Source organism: uncultured Algibacter sp. (assembly GCF_947487575.1).
GTDB lineage: Bacteria > Bacteroidota > Bacteroidia > Flavobacteriales > Flavobacteriaceae > Algibacter_B.
The window spans coordinates 181,957-201,481 of record NZ_CANKXG010000006.1; the positions used below are offsets into that span (position 1 = coordinate 181,957).

Consider the following 19,525-nt stretch of genomic DNA (forward strand, 5'->3'; position numbering starts at 1 on the left):
TAATTATTTAATATTTATATCCAACGCCTTACTTTATTTACATACGCTAAATAATCATTACCAAACTCTCGTTCTAAAAATGCTTCTTCTAATCTAATTTGCGTATTTATACTTATAGTTGATAATGAAATTATCAATAGTGTAAAAGCATTTGGAATGACCAAAAACAATCCCGTATTCGCAATCATAATTCCGAGAAAGATTGGGTTACGGGAAAATGAAAATAATCCTTTAGTTACAAGTTTCGTCTTATTCTTTTCATCAATTCCAATTCTCCACGAATTAGCCATATGTGATTGAGCAATCCAAACTATGATTAGAGAAATAATTAAAAATCCCCAACCAATTATGGATAAAATTTCATTTTCTATATACCAAAAAGGAAGTAAATATTTATACCATTCAATCTTAAAAGCGTAGATTCCAACAACAACTAATTCCATAAAAGTTATTACGGTAAATACCTTTCCATTAAAACCGTGAGCATCATCAGTTTTATTAAAGGTCAATGGATTAATGCCTGTTTTATTTTTTAATAAAATTAACCTGATTACAAATACAAATAGAAAGTAAATTATAAAGAAAATGAATAAAAGCATTGATTCCTATATTAATTATGGTGATACAAAAATGCTATAAAAACCAATGCAATGGAAGTGCAATTATTATCCACTACACTTATCACATATACCTTTTACAACCAAGTTTACATTTTCTGAAACAAAACCATCAGGTACTTTTATTTGAGGTATTTTATGGTCTGTTAAGCAAATGGTTTCATTACAATTATTACAATGAAAGTGTAAATGCAAATCAGTTTTTATATCGCAATTACAACCTTGTTCACATAACGCATATTTTGTAATCCCAGTACCATCATCTATTTGATGCACAATCGCTTTTTCCTCAAAAGTTTTTATAGTTCTGTATAATGTAGTTCTATCTGCTTTTACAAACGCATTTTCTATGTCACTTAAAGTAACAGCTACCTCTTTTTCTGCAAGAAACTTATAAATTAACATACGCATTGCTGTAACACGAATGCCTCTCGACTCTAATACTTGTTCTATTGTTTCCATAATTAATGTTCGTGTTCTGCTTCGCCCTTTTTCATTTCAGCAATTAAATAATATGCATTATTATAAGCAAATTTCATGGTTTTATCTTGCTCTTCAGTAAATTGAACAGCAATCCAATCGCCATCTTTTGCCCCTAAAAGCACTTCAATAGGTTTAAAACTCCAATCTTCATTTTCTCTTTCTACTGAAAAAACATAAAACCTATCGCCCTCTTTTATAATAGCACTTTCTGGTAATGCCTTAGTTTCTGTATTCTCAACTTGAATTTTACCTCTTATATACATCCCTGGAATTAGATTCCCTTTTTTGTTTTCAATTTCAGCGTGTACGTGAAGTGCTTTAGGATTATCTTCAAAAGTCTTACTTACCGAATAGATTTCAGCTGTAAGATCTTCTTCTGTATTGGACTGTAAATTGAAAATCACTTTTTGACCTTTCTTTACTTTATAAACGTCTTTTTCGAACACCATTAAATCTGCGTGAACGTGATGCGTGTTTACAATTTCAAAAAGTTCGGTTTGTGGCTCAACATATTGTCCTGTTTTAACTTCAACTTTTTGGACAAAGCCTTCTATTGGACTTCTTAATGATATACTTTGAGCAATTGTTCCATTTCGTATTGATGACGTGTTTATGTTTAATAGTCTCAATTGGGCTTCCAATCCGTTTACCATCGCTTTAGAGGCATCATATTCTGCTTCGGCTTTTTGAAAATTTGCACCAGAGCCAACTCCTGCATCATTTAATTTTTGTTGACGCTCGTAGTTCTTCTTTAAAAAATTACTGTTGCTAAAAGCATTCAAATAATCAGTCTGCATTTTTATAATATTAGGATGTGATAGATATGCAACCACTTGACCTTTTTTAACTTTATCGCCTTCAATAACTTTTATAGATACCACATTAGCACCAACTACAGAAGTTATTGCAGCTTCGTTTTGTGGTGGCACTTCCAATGTGCCATTCGCTTCTACATAACCGCTCATATTGCGCAATACCAAGGTGTCAGTTTTCATTTTTAAGGCGTCAAACTGTTGCTGTGAAAGCATCACTTCTTCTTCATCACTATGGGCTTCTTCAGCTTCTGGCTTTGCATCTTCATTGTGTTCATGACCATCGCCTTCTTTATGACTTTCTTTATTTCCACATGCAACAACTAAAAGTGAAACTGCAAGTAATGTTAAGATTATATATCGTGTGTTTTTCATTTTCTTATTTATTAAAATATTGTAGTTGAAATGTACTTTCTAAATAATTTATTAATGCTTCTTGAGCTTGTAATTCAGATTGGATAGCTTCTTTTATGAGTTGTGTAAATCCTGTATAATCTACCTCGCCTTCTCTATAGGCAAATAAAGCACCCACTTTTTGTTCTTTTACAAGTGGTAAAACCTCATTTTTATAGAAAAGCCAAGAGGTCTTCCATTTTTGATAATTCTCTTTTGATTGTAGAAACTTGGATTGTACTTCTTGTTTTTTAAACTGAATGTTCGTTTCGGCAATTTCCTTATCTATTTTTGCAGTTTTAACTTTTGCTTTATTTGTACCAGACAAAAAAGGAATAGAAACACCTGCTTGATACGTATAAAAACCTGAATTTCCATTAACATTTTGTAAACCACCTTGAAGATTTAACTTGGGTAAGTTATCTGCTTTGACAGCTTTATATGTTGCTTCTGCTTCTGACACTTGTAATTGTGCTAGACCATATAAGGGATGTTCTTCTATGCTAAAAGTATCAACATCAATTTCATTGGTTATTTCAAAATCATTTGGAACCGTATAGAACGTATCAGAAACCAGCCATAGGTTTAACTGTTGTAATGCAATATTGTATTCACTTTTTGATTGCATAAATTTATTTTGAATCTGTAAGGCTTGATTTTTAGCTGCTGAATATTCTAACTTGGAAATAGCTTCAACTTCATAATTTAATGCTACTGCTTTTTCAAAATTGGTATATATAGAATCTAATTCTTTGTATAATTTATAATTCCTTTTACTCTGCAAGGCATTTGCCCACGCCTTTTTCACTTCCAATTCTAAATCTAATTCTGAAAGCTGAAACGCCTTTTGAGCTAATTGAATGCGTTGTTCTTGCAATCGCTTTTTTGCAGAAATACCGAACACATCAATGTTACTTTGACCAATTCCAATAGTCGTATAAATACCATTTCCGTTATTAATTTCCTCGCCTCCAGTAAAAATTTGAGATGTACCAAAATCGTAAGCTGTACTTTTTAACTGTTCTTGTTTGCTAATTTCTAATTGCTTTTGTTTTAAAAGCGGAAAATTTTCTTTTGATAATTTAACCGCTTCATTCATTGAAATAATTGGTAACGTATCATTAACTTCTTGGGCGTTTCCTGTTATTGGCAACAAAAACATAAAAGCTACCATTACAGTAACTGTAATTACTTTTTTATTTGCTCTAAACTTGAATGATTTGCTTTCTACCCAATGATATAATATCGGCAACACGAACAATGTTAATAATGTAGAGGTTAGTAAACCACCAATTACAACCGTCGCTAAAGGTCTTTGTACTTCTGCACCAGCTGATGCTGAAATTGCCATAGGTAAAAACCCTAAAACATCTGTAAAAGCCGTCAGCATAATTGGCCTAATTCTTCGTTTTGTACCTTCTATAATTCTATCTTTAAGATTGGTAACACCTTCTTCTTTCAACTCATTCAGTCCGCTTATCATTACCAGACCGTTAAGAACAGCAACGCCAAACAAAACAATAAAACCTACACCTGCCGAAATACTAAAGGGCATATCCCTTAACCACAATGCTACTACACCACCAATGGTTGCCATAGGAATTGCGATATAAATCATTAAGGTTTGTGGCAACGATTTCAAAGCAAAATAAATAAGTACAAAAATGAGTAATAACGCAATTGGAACTACAGTTTGCAATCTGTTACTTGCACGTTCTAAGTTTTCAAATGCACCACCATACCTAATAAAATAGCCAGTTGGTAATTCAAGTTTAGCATCTAACTTTGATTTAATCGCGGTTACTAAAGATTTTACATCACGTCCTCTTACATTAATACCAACATAGGTCCTTCTGTTTGTATTATCCCTGCTTATTTGCATTGGGCCTGCTTTGTAGCTTATATCTGCAACTTCACGAAGTGGAATTTGAGTACCAGACGGTAAATTAATATATAAATTTTGAACATCTGAAATATCCTTTCTGTTTTGAGAATTTAATCTTACCACTAAATCGAATCGCTTTTCGCCTTCAAAAATAATTCCTGCTGTACCACCTGCAAAAGCCGATTGAACAATTTGATTTAAGGTGTTTATTTGCAGTCCGTATTGTGCTAATTTATTTCTATTGTAGGTAATGGTCATTTGTGGTAAGCCTGTTGTGGCTTCGGCTTTCATATCTCCAATACCTTCTGTACCTGCAATAATTTGAGATATTTCTTCTGCTTTTTGAGACAGTACATTTATATCTTCTCCATAAAGTTTTATAGCAATGTCCTCTCTAACACCTTCTAGTAATTCGTTGAAGCGCATTTCGATAGGTTGTGTAAATTCATAGTTAACACCTGGAACGATTTCAACCGCTTCTTTCATCTTCTCTATCAATTCATCTTTTGTAATGGCTGTTGTCCATTCGCTTTTTGGCTTCAGAATTACAAAAACATCAGCCAAATCCATCGGCATTGGGTCTGTTGGAATTTCAGCAACACCAATTCGACTTACAATTTTTTCAACTTCTGGAAACTTTGCCTTTACAATTTGTTCAATTTTTGTAGTCGTTTCAATAGTTTCTGTAAGGGAACTACCTGGTTTTAAAATGGCGTGAAACGCAATATCGCCTTCATCAAGTTGTGGTATAAATTCGCCTCCCATTCTCGTAAACATAAAGACTGCAATACCAAATAAAACAACAGAAACACCAATTATTAGTTTACCTTTCTTTAAGGCTTTTTCTAACAACGGTTGATATTTACGTTCTACCCAATGCACAAATTTATCGCCATATGATTTTTTGTCGTTTTTTGGTGCTCTTAAAATCAAGGCAGACATCATTGGCACATAGGTCAAACAAAGCACCATGGCGCCAATCATTGCGAAAATGAAAGTCAATGCCATTGGTTTAAACATTTTCCCTTCAATACCTTGTAAAGCCAGAATTGGAAGAAAAACGATAAGGATAATAAGCTGACCGAAAAACGCAGCATTCATCATTTTTTTTGAAGCATTTGAAGCTACCTTATCTCTTTCTTTTGCTGTAAGGCTCTTCTTTTTAAATACTCGGGATGTAATGAGAAATACAGTACTTTCAACTATTATTACTGCTCCATCTACAATGATTCCAAAATCAATCGCACCCAAGCTCATTAGGTTTGCCCACACATCAAATACATTCATCAATATAAAGGCAAACAACAACGATAATGGGATAGTGGATGCTACTATTAAACCACCTCGCCAGTTTCCTAATAAAAAAATGAGTACAAATATTACAATTAATGCGCCTTCAATAAGGTTTGTTGCTACAGTTGATGTAGTTTCTGCTATTAATTTACTTCGGTCTAATAAAGGTTCAATAATTACACCTTCGGGTAATGACTTTTCTATTTGAGCCATGCGCTCTTTTACATTCTCGATAACATCGTTTGAATTAGCCCCTTTAAGCATCATTACCAAACCACCTACAACTTCGCCTTCGCCATCTTGTGTTAATGCGCCGTAACGTATAGCAGAGCCAAATTGCACTTTGGCAATGTCTCCAATAGTTATAGGAATATTATTTATATTTTTTACTGTAATTTTTTTAATATCATCCAAACTACGCACTAAGCCTTCGCCACGAATAAAATTGGCTTGATGGTTCTTTTCGATATATGCACCACCTGTATTTTGATTGTTGTTTTCCAACGCTTCAAAGACATCGGTAATTGTTAATCCGATTGCTCGCAACTCATTTGGGTCGACAGCGACTTCATATTGCTTAATTTTTCCACCAATAGCATTAACTTCAACAACACCCTCAACCATTGCCATTTGACGCTGTACTATCCAATCTTGCATGGTGCGCAAATCAGTAACCGAATATTTGTCTTTATATTCTGGTTTGACTTTAAGTGTGTATTGATATATTTCCCCTAGACCAGATGAAATAGGCCCCATTGAAGGTTCTCCGAATCCCTCGGGAATTTGTCCTTTAATGTCGTTGAGTTTTTCAGCAACTAATTGACGTGGCAGGTACGTTCCCATATCATCGTCAAAAACTATAGTAACAACTGATAAGCCAAAACGAGAAATGGAACGAATTTCTTGAACATTAGGCAGATTACTCATTGCCACCTCTACAGGATAAGTAATAATTTGCTCAATATCCTCTGTTCCTAAATTTGGTGCTTGTGTAATGACTTGTACTTGGTTGTTGGTAATATCTGGAACAGCATCGATTGGTACTTGGGTCATACTCCAAATACCTGCTCCAAATATGGTAAGCGTAAGCAAACCAATAATGAATTTGTTATTGATTGAAAAATCAATGATTTTATTAATCATAGAAAATGTATTAATTCAGTTAAACTTCTCGATATAATTCTAAAATAAAAATTAGAATTACTCGAAATGAAAAGAGCCATAATAGGCTTGAAATTGGATATAGTTATCCTTAAAAAAACTGAATTAAGCCCTAGGTGGCTGTAAAATTGAAGTAGTAAAATCTTTTTCTGTACCGTTTAAGTAAAGAAAATCTTGAGTAGATATATAAGGAAAATTAAATTTTAAATCTGCAAATTGAAAATATGTTGCATTTATATGGCAACATTGGCAAATACAAAAAGGCGAACATAAATCTGAATCTTGGTGCTGATGGTCATTGTCCATACCTTGTGAAATCTCAGTTTGCACCTCATTATCAAGCGTAGCATTATCTTCGCAAGGCGCTAAATTAAGCGCGAAAATATAAATTGATAATATGAAGGCTAAAAATTTCATCGTAGCAAAGATATACATTATTTAATGCAATGATGTTGCAAATAACGTAGACATGTAACTTTTATAATAGAAGAGCCTTTAATTAATAAGGCTCTTCTATATTTATTATTAATGGTCATGGTCTGAATGATCCTCTTCATTTTTATCTCCTGATTGATTCATTACCATATCATGTTCATATTTACAACATCCTGGCAGATTACTATATGCTTCTTCGCTTCCTGTTACTTTTTCAGTATCATAACCTGATGCTGCAATTGCGTTATGGATTGCCATTGCATCTGTTTTAGTATCGTCAAAAGACACGTCAATTTTCTTTTTATCGACATCCCAATTTGCACTAGCAACACCTTCAACTTTGTTTACAGCTTTTTCTATGTTTTTTTTACACATTCCGCAATTACCTCTAACACCAAAAGATATGTCTGCCATAGCCATGTCTTTAGATACTTCCGTTTTTGTTTCTGTTGTTTCTTGCTTGGTTTCGTTTTTACAACTTGTTAAACCTATAGCCATTACTACAGCTACACTTAAAATTACTTTTTTCATTGTTTTAAAAATTAATTGTTATTATTCTATTACTTGTTTTACTTCTCCACAGGTTAGCATCGCACCACCAAAATATGGGTTGATTACTTTTTCTTCCCTGCTCAACCAGTATGCACCATTGTTATCGTCTACCATCGGACAAAACTCAACAAAGACTTTTTCATTGATACCAAAGGTTTGAATTGTACTAATTAAATGTGATGAGAGGTGCTTAAAATGATTTCGTTGTGATTCAATATTTGATGTGCTTGAAATTGATGTTGCCGATGCTTTTATTTCTTTTTCTAATGACATCCAATGACCATGAGCCTCTTTATCTTTTAATAGCTTCATATCAACCTTAGATAAATTGCCCAATAGTCTTTTTGATTCTGTCATTACGTTATTAGTATCATCTTTAACCAAAACGTCTTTTAATTTGATATAATCATTAAAAACTACTTTCAATTGATTTTGAAAGTTCTTAGAAACTTTTATCCTCTCATTCATATTAGAATGATTCTCTTTATTTGCTGAAGGATCCTTTTCCATTCCAAGATGTCCTTCATGACCAGTCATAACTTTACCACCTTCTTTATTCATCATTGATTTTTTGCCTTGTAATTGGGCTGCTGCATCTATGGTAAACGTTCCATTTATTACTATCTCATCGTCAATTTTCAAACCCTCTAACACCTCATAATTATCGCCAATTTGATTACCTAATGTAATAATGCGCATTTCAAAAACAGGTTGAGTAGGGTCTGTTTTTATATAGACAACTGAACGTTCTCCTGTCCATAAAACAGCTGTAGATGGAATGGTCAATACGTGTTCGTTACTTGAAGAAATTCCTTTAATATTTCCTTCAACAAACATTCCTGGCTTAAAAACATTCTGTTTATTATTAAGCACCGCTCTTAATTTCACAGTTCTTGTTCTTGTATCTAAAACAGGATCTATAAAATCTACTTTAGCTTTGAATTCTTTATTAGAATAAGTATTGGTAGTGACTGAAATTTCTTGTCCTTTTTTAAATAAATCGATTTGATTTTCATACACATCAAAATTTGCCCAAACCGTGTTTAGATTAGCTATTTTGAGTAAAGGTTGACCTTGTTTAATATAATCGCCTTGTTCGACTAATTTATCTGAAACCGTACCTGAAACCGTTGCATATACCGGAAAGTTTTCTTTAACCTTACCAGAAGTTTCAATTTGATTAATTTGATTTTCAGAGAGCTTCCACAATTTTAATTTGTTACGCACAGCTTTGTATAATGCAGGTTGTGATACCTTTAATGAAGCTGCTGTGATGAGTTCTTGTTGCGCTGCATATAATTCTGGCGAATAGATAGTTGCCAATAACTGCCCTTTTCTAACTTCTTCGCCTGTAAAGCTCACATTTAGACGTTCTATTCTTCCTGAAAAATAACTAACTTGGACTGCATTAGCTTCTTCATTCTCTACAATTTTTCCTGATAATTTAACTGTATTATCTTCTGTTTTACCATTGCCAACTATTGACGTTTGAATGTTTGCCAATGCCATAGCATTTTCTGAAAGCTTGAATTGGTCTGCTAATAATCCTTTAGAACTACTTTCAGCAGGAATTAAATCCATACCGCAAATTGGGCAATCGCCAGCTTCTGGTTGCATAATTTGTGGATGCATAGAACACGTCCACATTTGATTGGTTTCTGTTGTTGCTTCGTGATTATGTTCAGTTTCTTTAGCAGATGAATTGCCAAAAAGAAGCCATCCTAACAAAAGTCCAACTGCTAATATTCCGAAGTAAATTATATATTTTTTCATTTTCTATATTTTAATATTTCTTAATCTTAATGCATTCACTATTACTGACACAGAACTAAAACTCATGGCTAATGCAGCAATCATTGGCGATAGTAAAATTCCGAAAAACGGGAACAAAACACCCGCTGCAATCGGCACACCTAATGTGTTATAGATAAGTGCAAAAAATAGATTCTGTTTAATGTTTTTCATTACAGCATCGCTTAAATTTCTGGCTTTTACAATACCGTGCAAATCGCCTTTTACCAAGGTTATCATAGCACTTTCTATAGCTACATCTGTTCCTGTACCCATTGCGACACCTACATCACTTTTAGCAAGTGCCGGTGCGTCATTAATACCATCGCCAGCCATAGCAACAACTTTTCCTTTTTCTTGTAGTTTCTCTACTTCTTTAAGTTTATCCTCAGGCAACATACTTGCTTTAAAATCTGTAAGATTTAATTCTGTTGCTACTGCTTGTGCTGTGTCGTGATTATCGCCTGTTAACATGATGACTTCAATACCTTTGTCTTGAAGTTCCTTAATGGCTTTAGCGCTAGTTTCCTTAATTTTATCGCCTATTACTACATAACCAGTAACCTTTTTATCTATCGATAAATAAGAAACTGTTTTCCCTTGTTTCTGATATACTTTAGCTTCTTCTTCCATCTGCAAGGTTATCTCAGCATTGGCATAATCCATCATCTTAGGATTTCCTAATGCCACCTTTTTATTTTTAATAGTAGCTTCTACTCCTTTACCTGTAACTGCACTAAATGCTTCTGATTTTAAAATTTCTGCTTTTTGTTCTTTTCCATATTTAATGGTAGCTTCTGCCAATGGATGTTCGCTGTTTTTGTTCAACGAAATAATATATTCCAGAATGTCACTTTCGCTAAAATCAGCATCAAAAGAACCTACTGTTTCAACGGTAGGTTTTCCTTCAGTAATAGTTCCTGTTTTGTCTACAATTAGTGTAGTAACCTTATCCATTTTTTCAAGTGCTTCAGCATTTTTAATTAATACACCATTTTGAGCACCTTTACCAACACCAACCATTACAGACATAGGTGTTGCCAATCCTAAAGCGCAAGGACAGGCTATTATCAAAACAGCGATAGCATTTACAAACGCATAAACATAAACTGGTTCTGGTCCCCAAATTGCCCAAACTGCAAAAGTTAATAAAGAGATAATGACCACAACAGGCACGAAATAACCTGATACTTTATCGGCTAAATTTTGAATTGGCGCACGACTTCTACTGGCATTGTTAACCATGTGGATGATTTGAGAGAGTAGTGTATCACTCCCCACTTTTTCAGCTTTCATTAAAAAAGATTGATTACCATTTATGGTTCCGCTGCTTACTTTATCATTTACTGTTTTATTAACAGGAATTGGCTCTCCAGTAATCATTGACTCATCAATGGTTGTATCTCCTTCTGTTATCGAGCCATCCACAGGAATCTTATCTCCTGGTTTTACTTTTAGAATATCATTTAATTCAATAGCATCGATGGTTACTTCAACATCTTCGCCATCTACCACTTTTATAGCTTTATTGGGTGCTAGCTTTAATAATTCTTTTACTGCTGAATTGGTTTTACTATGCGCACGAGCTTCTAAAAGTTGACCTAAAAGCACCAATGTTAGAATGACGGTTGCTGCTTCAAAATAAACGTGTACTGCTCCAGATTCAGTTTTGAACTGACTTGGAAAAATGTCTGGAAATAACATACCAAAAACACTAAATAACCAAGCTACACCAGCACCTATTCCAATAAGTGTGAACATATTGAGATTCCAAGTTTTTATACTTTTATAAGCACGTTCAAAGAACATCCATGTTGCATAAAACACGACAGGAATGGATAATGCGAACTGAATCCAATTCCAATATTTTTGTTCCATGATGTCATACAATGGATTATTGGTCAGCATTTCGCTCATTGCGATTAAGAAAATTGGCAATGTGAATATGACTGCAATCTTAAACTTCTTTAATAGTTTATTATAAGTTTTCTCTTCTGCTGAACTATCTGCTTCCATTGGTACTAAATCCATTCCGCATTTAGGACAAGAACCTGCTTCATCTTTTATAATTTCTGGATGCATTGGACACGTCCATTGCTCTGATGAAGTTGTGGATAGATTTTGTTCTTCGACCAAATCCATTCCGCATACAGGACAATCGCCTGATTTATCATAGGTCTTATCGCCTTCGCAATGCATAGGACAATAAAAAGTACCTGTTCCTTTTCCTTTTGGCTGCTGTTCCTTTTCTTCTTTGGCGTGATGATGCTCCCCTAACTTATGAATACTATATTTTCCGCCATCCTTCTTTAAAGCTTCTTGAAACCTTTCTATTGGAATATGAGATTCCATTTCGATTGTTGCTTCTGCTTTTTCTAAATCAACAGAAGCCTTTGAAACACCTTCCACTTTTGAAAGTGTTTCTTCTACATGACTGCGACAACCGTTGCAAGTCATTCCGTGTATGTGATATGTATGTTTCATTTTTTTTGTTTTTTGTGCATTCCTGTTGTTAAATCATAATTTCCATTTGAAAGCGGTGTAATTTCAAAATAAAAAGCTGTTGGTGCTTTATAATTTCTGTAAGTCCGAATGCCTTGCATATCGCATTGCATATTGTACAATCGTAATTTTCCGTTACTTTCTGCAACTGTATAAAAACCCTTAGAAAACCATTTTAAAGTTGAGGATATTTCAATAGGAATATTATTCAACAAATAGTCGTTAATTGGGAACTCCGTCAATGTTATTGGATTTTGTGATAAGTTATTGTACCTACCAATAAATAAACTATTATTAGTTTTAGCAACGCCATACCAACTAATACTTCCAATTTTAACTGGAACAGTTAATAGTGAGCTGTATTCGATTCCTTGTGAAGTTAAAACTTCATCGAACTTTTGATTTACATAAGATTTAATTCCTAAAGTTAATAACAAATACAAAGAGCTAATAGCTAATCCAACCTTACTATAAAAACTTCTTGAGTCTTTATTCCTGAAGTATGTAAGGCCTAAAATTAAACCTAATAATAAAGGCAAAGTATAAAAAGGGTCAACTATGTTAACACTATCGAAGCTTACTCGATAATTGGAAAAAGGCAACAATAGCTGAGTGCCATAGGTTGTAAATGCATCTAATAGCATATGTGTAAATAGAGCCAACCAACAAAAAATTAAAAGTCTTATATAAGAAATTTGCTTTGTCCACTTTAGTTTTGTTAATATAAAAGCTATTAAAATTGAGCCTATTAAACTAAACAAAATGGAATGACTGAAACCTCTGTGAATACTTATTCGCTCTACTGATGAATAAAATGGAAGCAAAACAATATCGAGATCTGGAATAGTAGCGACAATAACACCAATTGCTGCGCCTTTATATCCTATTTTTCGACCAAGAATTACTTCGCCAATTGCTGCTCCTAATGCTGCCTGTGTTAAACTATCCATACTCTTATTTAATTAAATAATTAATAATTGTGGTTTGCACATAGTAGGTTTGAACAGACTCAATTTGATTCATTTGAAACTTCAATTGCAATTCTTGTATGTCCAAAACGTCATTAAAATCAATCGTTCCTGTTTCGTAATTTTTAATAAGAATCTCTTCAGCATCTTTAGCTTGCTTTAAGTTCTTCGTTTGGGTTGCATAACTTATTCTTGCTGAAACCTTATCGTTTGCTGCTTTATCTAATAGTGTTTCTAATGTATTTGTGCGCTCTTGTTTTTGTGCCAAAATCTCTTGCTGTTGCAACTCATTTTGTTTGGTTTGGGATTTGTACTTATTATTGAATATGGGAATAGATAAGGACACCTTTGGCATAATTATATCTTTTCCATTGTCGCTAAAATCCATGTTAGGACGTTTATCAACATTGATATAATCTAAACCGAAACCAATCATTGGACTACTTTCTTTTTGGTTTAATAATTCAGATTGCTCTACCGACTGATAGAGTTTATCGAATTTCAGTAGTTCTGGGTGTAATGCTAAACTTTTAGTATTCATTTCAAAATCTTCTGAAGGAATTATTAACTCATTAACTACAGAAACTTGTACACCTTTATCACGATTTAAAAGCTTATTAATAGTAGTTTGTTCTGCTAAAAATTGTTGAACCAAAACATCTAACAATTGTTGCATTTCATTTTGACGCATTTGTAATCGTAAAACATCTACCGCTGAAGCTTTCCCAACTTCAACCGATGTTAAAGCCAATGTTTCGTAAGTTTTAAGTAGTTTAATATTCTCGCTTAAAACGTCTTGTTTTGCTTTATTAGCGTAAAGGTTGTAATAGGATTGTGATACAGAAGCCATCAATTTTCTTTTGGCAATAACAATATCTTCGTATTTAGCATCTGCCAAAGCACTCACATAGTTTTCTCTTGAGGTTATATTCCCAAACCAAGGCAACATTTGTTTAGCTGATACTTTGAAGCGTTGCGCTCCTGTTCGGGTTTCTGGTTCGCTTACGAAGTAACCTACGCCAAATTCGGTATTAGGTAATGTATTTACTTCATTCACTTTTTCGGAAGCAATACTATACTGTAATTCAAACTTTTGAATTGCAGGATTGTTATTTAATGCTTCATCAATAAGTGTTTCTAATTCTTGTGCATTAGAAACACTAAAAGTTAATAAACCTATGAGTGTATAAATTATTCTTTTCATTTGTTTGCTCTTTTCAATTTAAACTCTTCTCTCCAGCTGTATAAAACTGGTACAATAAAGTAAGAGGTAATGTCTATAACCATTCCGCCAAATATTGGAATTGCCATAGGTATCATAATATCACTTCCTTTTCCTGTGGATGTCAATACTGGTAACAGCGCCAAAATGGTAGTTACAGTAGTCATTAAACACGGACGAATACGTTTTTCTGCTGCTTGCAAAGCGGAAGTTCTAATACTCTTTTTATCGGCAGGTTTTTCACGCTCAAAAGTTTGCGTGAGGTATGTTGCCATAACAACTCCATCATCTGTAGCAATACCAAATAATGCTATGAAACCTACCCAAACCGCTACACTTAAATTGATGGTTTTCATATTGAAAAGGTCTCGCATATTCTCTCCAAATAAACTGAAATTTAAAAACCAATCTTGACCGTACAGCCATAGCATAATAAAACCACCTGCAAATGCAACTGTTATTCCTGTAAACACCATTAGTGAAGTAGTAACAGATTTGAACTGGAAATACAGAATCAAGAAAATAATAGCAAGTGCTAATGGAACGACAACTGATAGGGTTTTTTCTGCTCGTAACTGATTTTCATAAGTTCCTGTAAACTTATAGCTGATGCCTTTTGGAACACTTAATTCTCCTGAATCTATTTTCTGCTGAAACAAAGCTTGCGCATTTTCAACAACATCAACTTCTGCAAACCCATCTAATTTATCAAATAACACATAGCCAACTAAAAAGGTATCTTCACTTTTAATGACTTGTGGACCTTGCTCATATCGAATAGTCGCCAACTCACTTAAAGGAACAGGGCTACCTTTTTCAACAGGAATATAAATTCCTTTTATATCTTCTGAATTACCACGCAGTTCTCTTGGATATCGCACTCTAACAGCATAGCGTTCTCTTCCTTCAACCGTTTGCGTTATAGCCATACCACCAATTGCTACTTTCAGCACACTTTGTACATCTACTATAGACACACCATAACGTGCTATTTTTTCTCTATCAATATCAATAAGTAAATAAGGTTTCCCTACAATTCTATCTGCAAAAACAGCTTGCTCTTTTACACCTTCGGCTTGTTTAAGAATGGTTTCTAGTTGCAATCCAAACGCTTCAATTTGTTTTAAATCTTGTCCTTTTACTTTTATTCCCATTGGCGCACGCATTCCTGTTTGAAGCATTACCAATCTGGTTTCTATTGGTTGTAATTTTGGTGCAGAAGTAACTCCTGGTAATTTGGTAACTCTAACTATTTCATTCCAAATATCATCAGGACTATTAATTTCTGGTCGCCAATTACGATAGAATTCGCCATCATCATCTTCGATAAGTTGAGTATGTTCGACGTTTGTAAAAACAACATTTTCCGAATTATTAGGGTTGGCGATAAATGTTCCATCTTTCAACTCAAAAGCACCATCGTCGTTTACTTTGTAACGTTGTATTTTTCCTTTTGAATTACGCATGTATTCAGATTTATACTGAATCATGTTTTCGTACATAGATAAAGGCGCAGGGTCTAATGCAGATTCTGTTCTACCAGACTTTCCTACTACGGTTTCAATTTCTGGAATAGTGGCTACAGCCATATCTAATTGCTGAAGCACACGTTTATTTTCCTCAATACCTGAATGTGGTAATGAGGTTGGCATTAATAGAAAAGAGCCTTCGTTTAAAGATGGCATAAATTCTTTTCCTGTATTATTCATTATCCATCCTCCAGAAACAAGTACAGTTGCTGGAATAATTAAAAACAATAACTTGTTTGCTAAAGCCCAATTTAAAATTTGTCCATAATACCTTCTAAAAATTGAAAATATCCCTAAAATCCCAAAGCAAATAATAGCTACAAAAATTAAGTTTATTAGAATACTTCTGTCAAAGCCTAATGGTCGCCAATATTCGGCAAGTAAAAATATAATGGCAGTACATGAAATAATAATATTTACAAGATTGCTGTTTTTCTTATTTAGTTTACCTAAAACTCCGAGTAAACCTGTAATACCAAAAGCAATTAAAATAATCCCTAACCAATATCCAGTAACCATAATTGCGATTCCAGCAATTATTAAAGCACCATTTATGATATGTTTAAATGAACCTTTAAGTGATGTTTTTCTGAATAAATAGGCTGCAAATGGTGGAATTAGAAATAAGGCAATAACCAAAGATGCTGATAATGCCATCGTTTTGGTAAATGCTAAAGGTCTAAACAATTTCCCTTCTGCACCAATCATTGTAAATACAGGAACAAAGCTGATGATTGTAGTTAATACCGCTGTTAAGATTGCTCCTGAAACTTCGGCAGTCGCATTATAAACTACTTCATTTGTTGTTAACTCTGTACCATCTTCTCGTAGTCGTAATTTTTCATCATCGAGATGGCGAATCATATTCTCTGCGAGAATGACGCCTACATCTACCATAGTTCCAATAGCAATAGCAATACCAGAAAGTGCTACAATATTGGCATCTACGTTAAACAGTTTCATGGTAACAAATACCATTAATACTGCAACAGGCAACAATCCAGAAATTAAAATAGAAGCTCTTAAATTGAAAACCATAACAATAATAACCAAAATGGTAATTAATATTTCTAACGTTAATGCTTCGTTAAGGGTATCTAATGTTTCTTGAATAAGTTCGGTACGGTCATAAAAAGGAACGACTGTTAATTGAGATGTTCGTCCATCAGCCAATACTTTTGTTGGTAATCCTCCTTTTAGTTCTTCAATTTGCGCTTTTACATTGTTAATGACTTCCATTGGATTAGCACCATATCGCGCCACTACAACACCACCAACAACTTCTGCACCTTCTTTATCTAATAAACCTCTTCGCGTTGCTGGACCTAATGATACTTTAGCAATGTCTTTAATCTTAATTGAAGTAAAATCTTCTGAAGTAACTACAGCATTTTCAATATCTTCAACAGATTTTACATAACCCAAACCGCGTACTAAATATTCAGCTTGATTGATTTCTAAAGTTTGCGCACCAATATCTTGATTACTACTTTTAACTGCTTTTACGATCTGGTTTAAGCCAATGTTATATTGACGCATCAGCTCTGGATTGACATCAACTTGATACTCCTGAACATAACCACCAATGGAAGCTACTTCAGAAACACCGCTTGCAGTAGATAAAGCATATTTCACATAGTAATCTTGAATGCTACGCAGTTCGTGTAAATCCCAACCACCAGTAACATTTCCTTTTTCATCTCGACCTTCAAGAGTGTACCAAAATATTTGTCCTAAACCTGTGGCATCTGGTCCCAATGCAGGATTAACACCTTCGGGTAATAATCCACTTGGTAATGAATTGAGTTTTTCGAGGATTCGACTACGACTCCAATAGAATTCTATATCTTCTTCAAAAATGATATAGATGCTTGAAAACCCAAACATAGAAGAACTACGAATGGTTTTCACTCCTGGAATACCAAGTAAAGAAGTAGTTAAAGGATAAGTAATTTGGTCTTCTATATCTTGTGGCGAACGACCATCCCACTTTGTAAATACAATTTGTTGATTTTCTCCAATATCTGGAATGGCATCTACCGCTACGGGGTTGCTTGGTAAAAATCCTGTGTCCCAATTAAAAGGTGCGTTTACAGTTCCCCATCCAACAAAAAGGACGAGTAGCAGAACTGCTACGAGTTTATTTTCTATTAAAAATTTGATGCTTTTATTTAGCATTAGCTTTGATTATTAAACAGTTAGACATTGGCGTTAGGAAAACACCGAATACAGCAAATTATCCTTATGACATTATACAGTCATAGGATAAAACAGTCTATTGTTTAAAAATCAAATTAAATAGGTCTCGTCAATCTTGTAGAGTTGCCTTATGACGAGTGGTGGTTCGTATTCTTCAAAAGAAGATACATTATTATCTAAACCTTCAAAAAGGTTGATATATGTGTAAACAAATGAAGCAATGAATACTTGTTGCTCAAAAGAAATTTTGTCAACTTGCAATTGCAGTTCGTCTTGACCATCGACTACCAATTGTTCATCATTACAACAGTTCTTTTTTATAATAGAGCAACCTTCAGCTGATGGTTTTTCCATTTCCATTCCGCATCCTTCCGCTTTATTGAACATAGCAGTTTCAACCAAAGTATTTCCACAATAATGCATATTAAGCGTAAATGACATTGTAGAGAATAACACTACAAAAGCCATTGCCAAAGACATTATTTGATGGAATATTTGTTTCATACTGATTGCAAAGCTACGAAATTTTAACAACACCATGTTTTGTTTAACAGAAGTTTAGAGTTTATGCGTTATTACCATTTTCCCATTTTAGAAAGTACTTTTTTATATTTCAACATTTGTATATCATCTTTACAAAATGGATGCTCTAAAAGTTCCTTAAGTTTACCTATAAACTCTTTTGAAACAAACCCTTTTTTCTTTAGGATATCAAATAAAACAAGAGCTTGTTCTGCTCTGTATTTAGCTTTTTTTAAAAATTCTTCTCCATTTTCTGGATTTTCATAATGGTTTTGAATATCAAAATGCTTATCAATATCTCCTTTGTATGCTACTAATAAGTTTTCAGCATTTTGTTGTGTTACTCCATTTGTAGTAAACACATAGTCTCTGTCTTGAGTAAGTCTATTAATTCTTGTTTGACCATCTGCATAGTCATTAGGATGTATCTCTAAATAATGTGAACGATCCAAGGGTAATGTAATAACTGCTTTAGGATCATATAAACCTTGAAATTTATTTGTTTCAAAATGTCTAATTGAAACGGGATTATCAGACGTAATTATTGGTGCATCGGTGTCATTAATTTTAATCACATTTATTGTACAATCGTATTTGAACTTTACAAAATTCCCCCATTGTTCTAAATGATTTACTAAAAAAGCTGTTCTTGCACGTTCATTGTATTCTTTTTTAACTACTTCAATATCATCTATATGAAATTCCATTTTTTCTCCATACAAATTCATTTTAATAATACCTTCTTTATTTACTGTATGTGAAGCAGTATCAAATATTTGGTTATTAAAACTTTTTTGATGATTTAGAATCCGTGGTGTGCGGAAATATAATGATAGACATACATAAAGTATTTGGATTTTTTGCTCTTGCGTAACCGTCAGCAGCTTTTCGTGAATAAGCAACTTATATACTTTTGGAAACTCACTATCAACATTTTCAGCATAGTGTTTTTCTAAGGCATATTTTATTTCATCTGATTCAGCTGGTATTGTATAAATATTCTTTTCAAAACAAATATCTTTAGTGCTAATTTGCTCTAATAGCATATCATTATCCATTTTGTAAACATCCACAAAGTGATTTCTTTTTCTTCCTTCAACTGCAAAGTTCTTTAAATATGAACGTGGTATATAATGTTGTTTTATTGGATTTGACATTATT

13 protein-coding genes are annotated in these 19,525 nt (G+C 33.6%); all 13 read right to left on the reverse strand.

What is annotated here, in order from left to right:
- Positions 1–14: 14 nt before the first annotated feature.
- Complete coding sequence (locus Q0870_RS08210) at positions 15–509, reverse strand: isoprenylcysteine carboxylmethyltransferase family protein (RefSeq protein WP_298554344.1); 495 nt, start codon at positions 507–509, stop codon at positions 15–17.
- 156 nt (positions 510–665) lie between these two features.
- Entirely contained in the window at positions 666–1,079 is a 414-nt protein-coding gene (locus Q0870_RS08215) for a transcriptional repressor (protein ID WP_298554346.1), read from the reverse strand.
- Positions 1,080–1,081: 2 nt separating this feature from the next.
- Entirely contained in the window at positions 1,082–2,287 is a 1,206-nt protein-coding gene (locus Q0870_RS08220) for an efflux RND transporter periplasmic adaptor subunit (RefSeq protein ID WP_298554347.1), read from the reverse strand.
- 4 nt (positions 2,288–2,291) lie between these two features.
- Positions 2,292–6,626: a CusA/CzcA family heavy metal efflux RND transporter gene (locus Q0870_RS08225; protein ID WP_298554349.1), complete on the reverse strand. Its 4,335-nt coding sequence runs from the start codon at positions 6,624–6,626 to the stop codon at positions 2,292–2,294.
- A 123-nt stretch (positions 6,627–6,749) separates the two neighbouring features.
- A complete protein-coding gene (locus Q0870_RS08230; RefSeq protein ID WP_147677779.1) occupies positions 6,750–7,061 on the reverse strand; it encodes a DUF6660 family protein in 312 nt (103 codons plus the stop codon).
- A gap of 108 nt (positions 7,062–7,169) precedes the next feature.
- On the reverse strand, positions 7,170–7,610 hold the full coding sequence (locus Q0870_RS08235; RefSeq protein WP_298554351.1) for a heavy-metal-associated domain-containing protein: 441 nt from the start codon (positions 7,608–7,610) through the stop codon (positions 7,170–7,172).
- Between the two features lie 21 nt (positions 7,611–7,631).
- Positions 7,632–9,404, reverse strand: coding sequence for an efflux RND transporter periplasmic adaptor subunit (locus Q0870_RS08240; RefSeq protein WP_298554354.1), 1,773 nt, complete (start codon positions 9,402–9,404; stop codon positions 7,632–7,634).
- A 3-nt stretch (positions 9,405–9,407) separates the two neighbouring features.
- On the reverse strand, positions 9,408–11,906 hold the full coding sequence (locus Q0870_RS08245) for a heavy metal translocating P-type ATPase (RefSeq protein WP_298554356.1): 2,499 nt from the start codon (positions 11,904–11,906) through the stop codon (positions 9,408–9,410).
- Entirely contained in the window at positions 11,903–12,874 is a 972-nt protein-coding gene (locus tag Q0870_RS08250; RefSeq protein ID WP_298554359.1) for a metal-dependent hydrolase, read from the reverse strand. The genes Q0870_RS08245 and Q0870_RS08250 overlap by 4 nt, the downstream gene beginning before the upstream one ends.
- 4 nt (positions 12,875–12,878) lie before the next feature.
- The gene (locus tag Q0870_RS08255; protein ID WP_298554362.1) at positions 12,879–14,096 is read right to left on the reverse strand and encodes a TolC family protein; all 1,218 of its coding nucleotides are present in this window, start codon (positions 14,094–14,096) and stop codon (positions 12,879–12,881) included.
- Positions 14,093–17,821, reverse strand: a complete 3,729-nt coding sequence (locus Q0870_RS08260) for an efflux RND transporter permease subunit (RefSeq protein WP_298554365.1) — start codon at positions 17,819–17,821, stop codon at positions 14,093–14,095. Before Q0870_RS08260 ends, Q0870_RS08255 begins: the two co-directional genes overlap by 4 nt.
- A 111-nt stretch (positions 17,822–17,932) precedes the next feature.
- Entirely contained in the window at positions 17,933–18,346 is a 414-nt protein-coding gene (locus tag Q0870_RS08265; RefSeq protein WP_298554368.1) for a hypothetical protein, read from the reverse strand.
- 71 nt (positions 18,347–18,417) lie between these two features.
- On the reverse strand, positions 18,418–19,521 hold the full coding sequence (locus Q0870_RS08270) for a DUF4238 domain-containing protein (RefSeq protein ID WP_298554370.1): 1,104 nt from the start codon (positions 19,519–19,521) through the stop codon (positions 18,418–18,420).
- Positions 19,522–19,525 lie beyond the last annotated feature (4 nt).

Excerpts from the sequence above, each read along its gene's own strand:
- Q0870_RS08215 (WP_298554346.1), bottom strand. The coding sequence starts at position 1,079 with ATGGAAACAATAGAACAAGTATTAGAGTCGAGAGGCATTCGTGTTACA.
- Q0870_RS08220 (WP_298554347.1), bottom strand. The coding sequence starts at position 2,287 with ATGAAAAACACACGATATATAATCTTAACATTACTTGCAGTTTCACTT.
- Q0870_RS08225 (WP_298554349.1), bottom strand. The coding sequence starts at position 6,626 with ATGATTAATAAAATCATTGATTTTTCAATCAATAACAAATTCATTATT.
- Q0870_RS08230 (WP_147677779.1), bottom strand. The coding sequence starts at position 7,061 with ATGAAATTTTTAGCCTTCATATTATCAATTTATATTTTCGCGCTTAAT.
- Q0870_RS08235 (WP_298554351.1), bottom strand. The coding sequence starts at position 7,610 with ATGAAAAAAGTAATTTTAAGTGTAGCTGTAGTAATGGCTATAGGTTTA.
- Q0870_RS08240 (WP_298554354.1), bottom strand. The coding sequence starts at position 9,404 with ATGAAAAAATATATAATTTACTTCGGAATATTAGCAGTTGGACTTTTG.
- Q0870_RS08245 (WP_298554356.1), bottom strand. The coding sequence starts at position 11,906 with ATGAAACATACATATCACATACACGGAATGACTTGCAACGGTTGTCGC.
- Q0870_RS08250 (WP_298554359.1), bottom strand. The coding sequence starts at position 12,874 with ATGGATAGTTTAACACAGGCAGCATTAGGAGCAGCAATTGGCGAAGTA.
- Q0870_RS08255 (WP_298554362.1), bottom strand. The coding sequence starts at position 14,096 with ATGAAAAGAATAATTTATACACTCATAGGTTTATTAACTTTTAGTGTT.
- Q0870_RS08260 (WP_298554365.1), bottom strand. The coding sequence starts at position 17,821 with ATGCTAAATAAAAGCATCAAATTTTTAATAGAAAATAAACTCGTAGCA.
- Q0870_RS08265 (WP_298554368.1), bottom strand. The coding sequence starts at position 18,346 with ATGAAACAAATATTCCATCAAATAATGTCTTTGGCAATGGCTTTTGTA.
- Q0870_RS08270 (WP_298554370.1), bottom strand. The coding sequence starts at position 19,521 with ATGTCAAATCCAATAAAACAACATTATATACCACGTTCATATTTAAAG.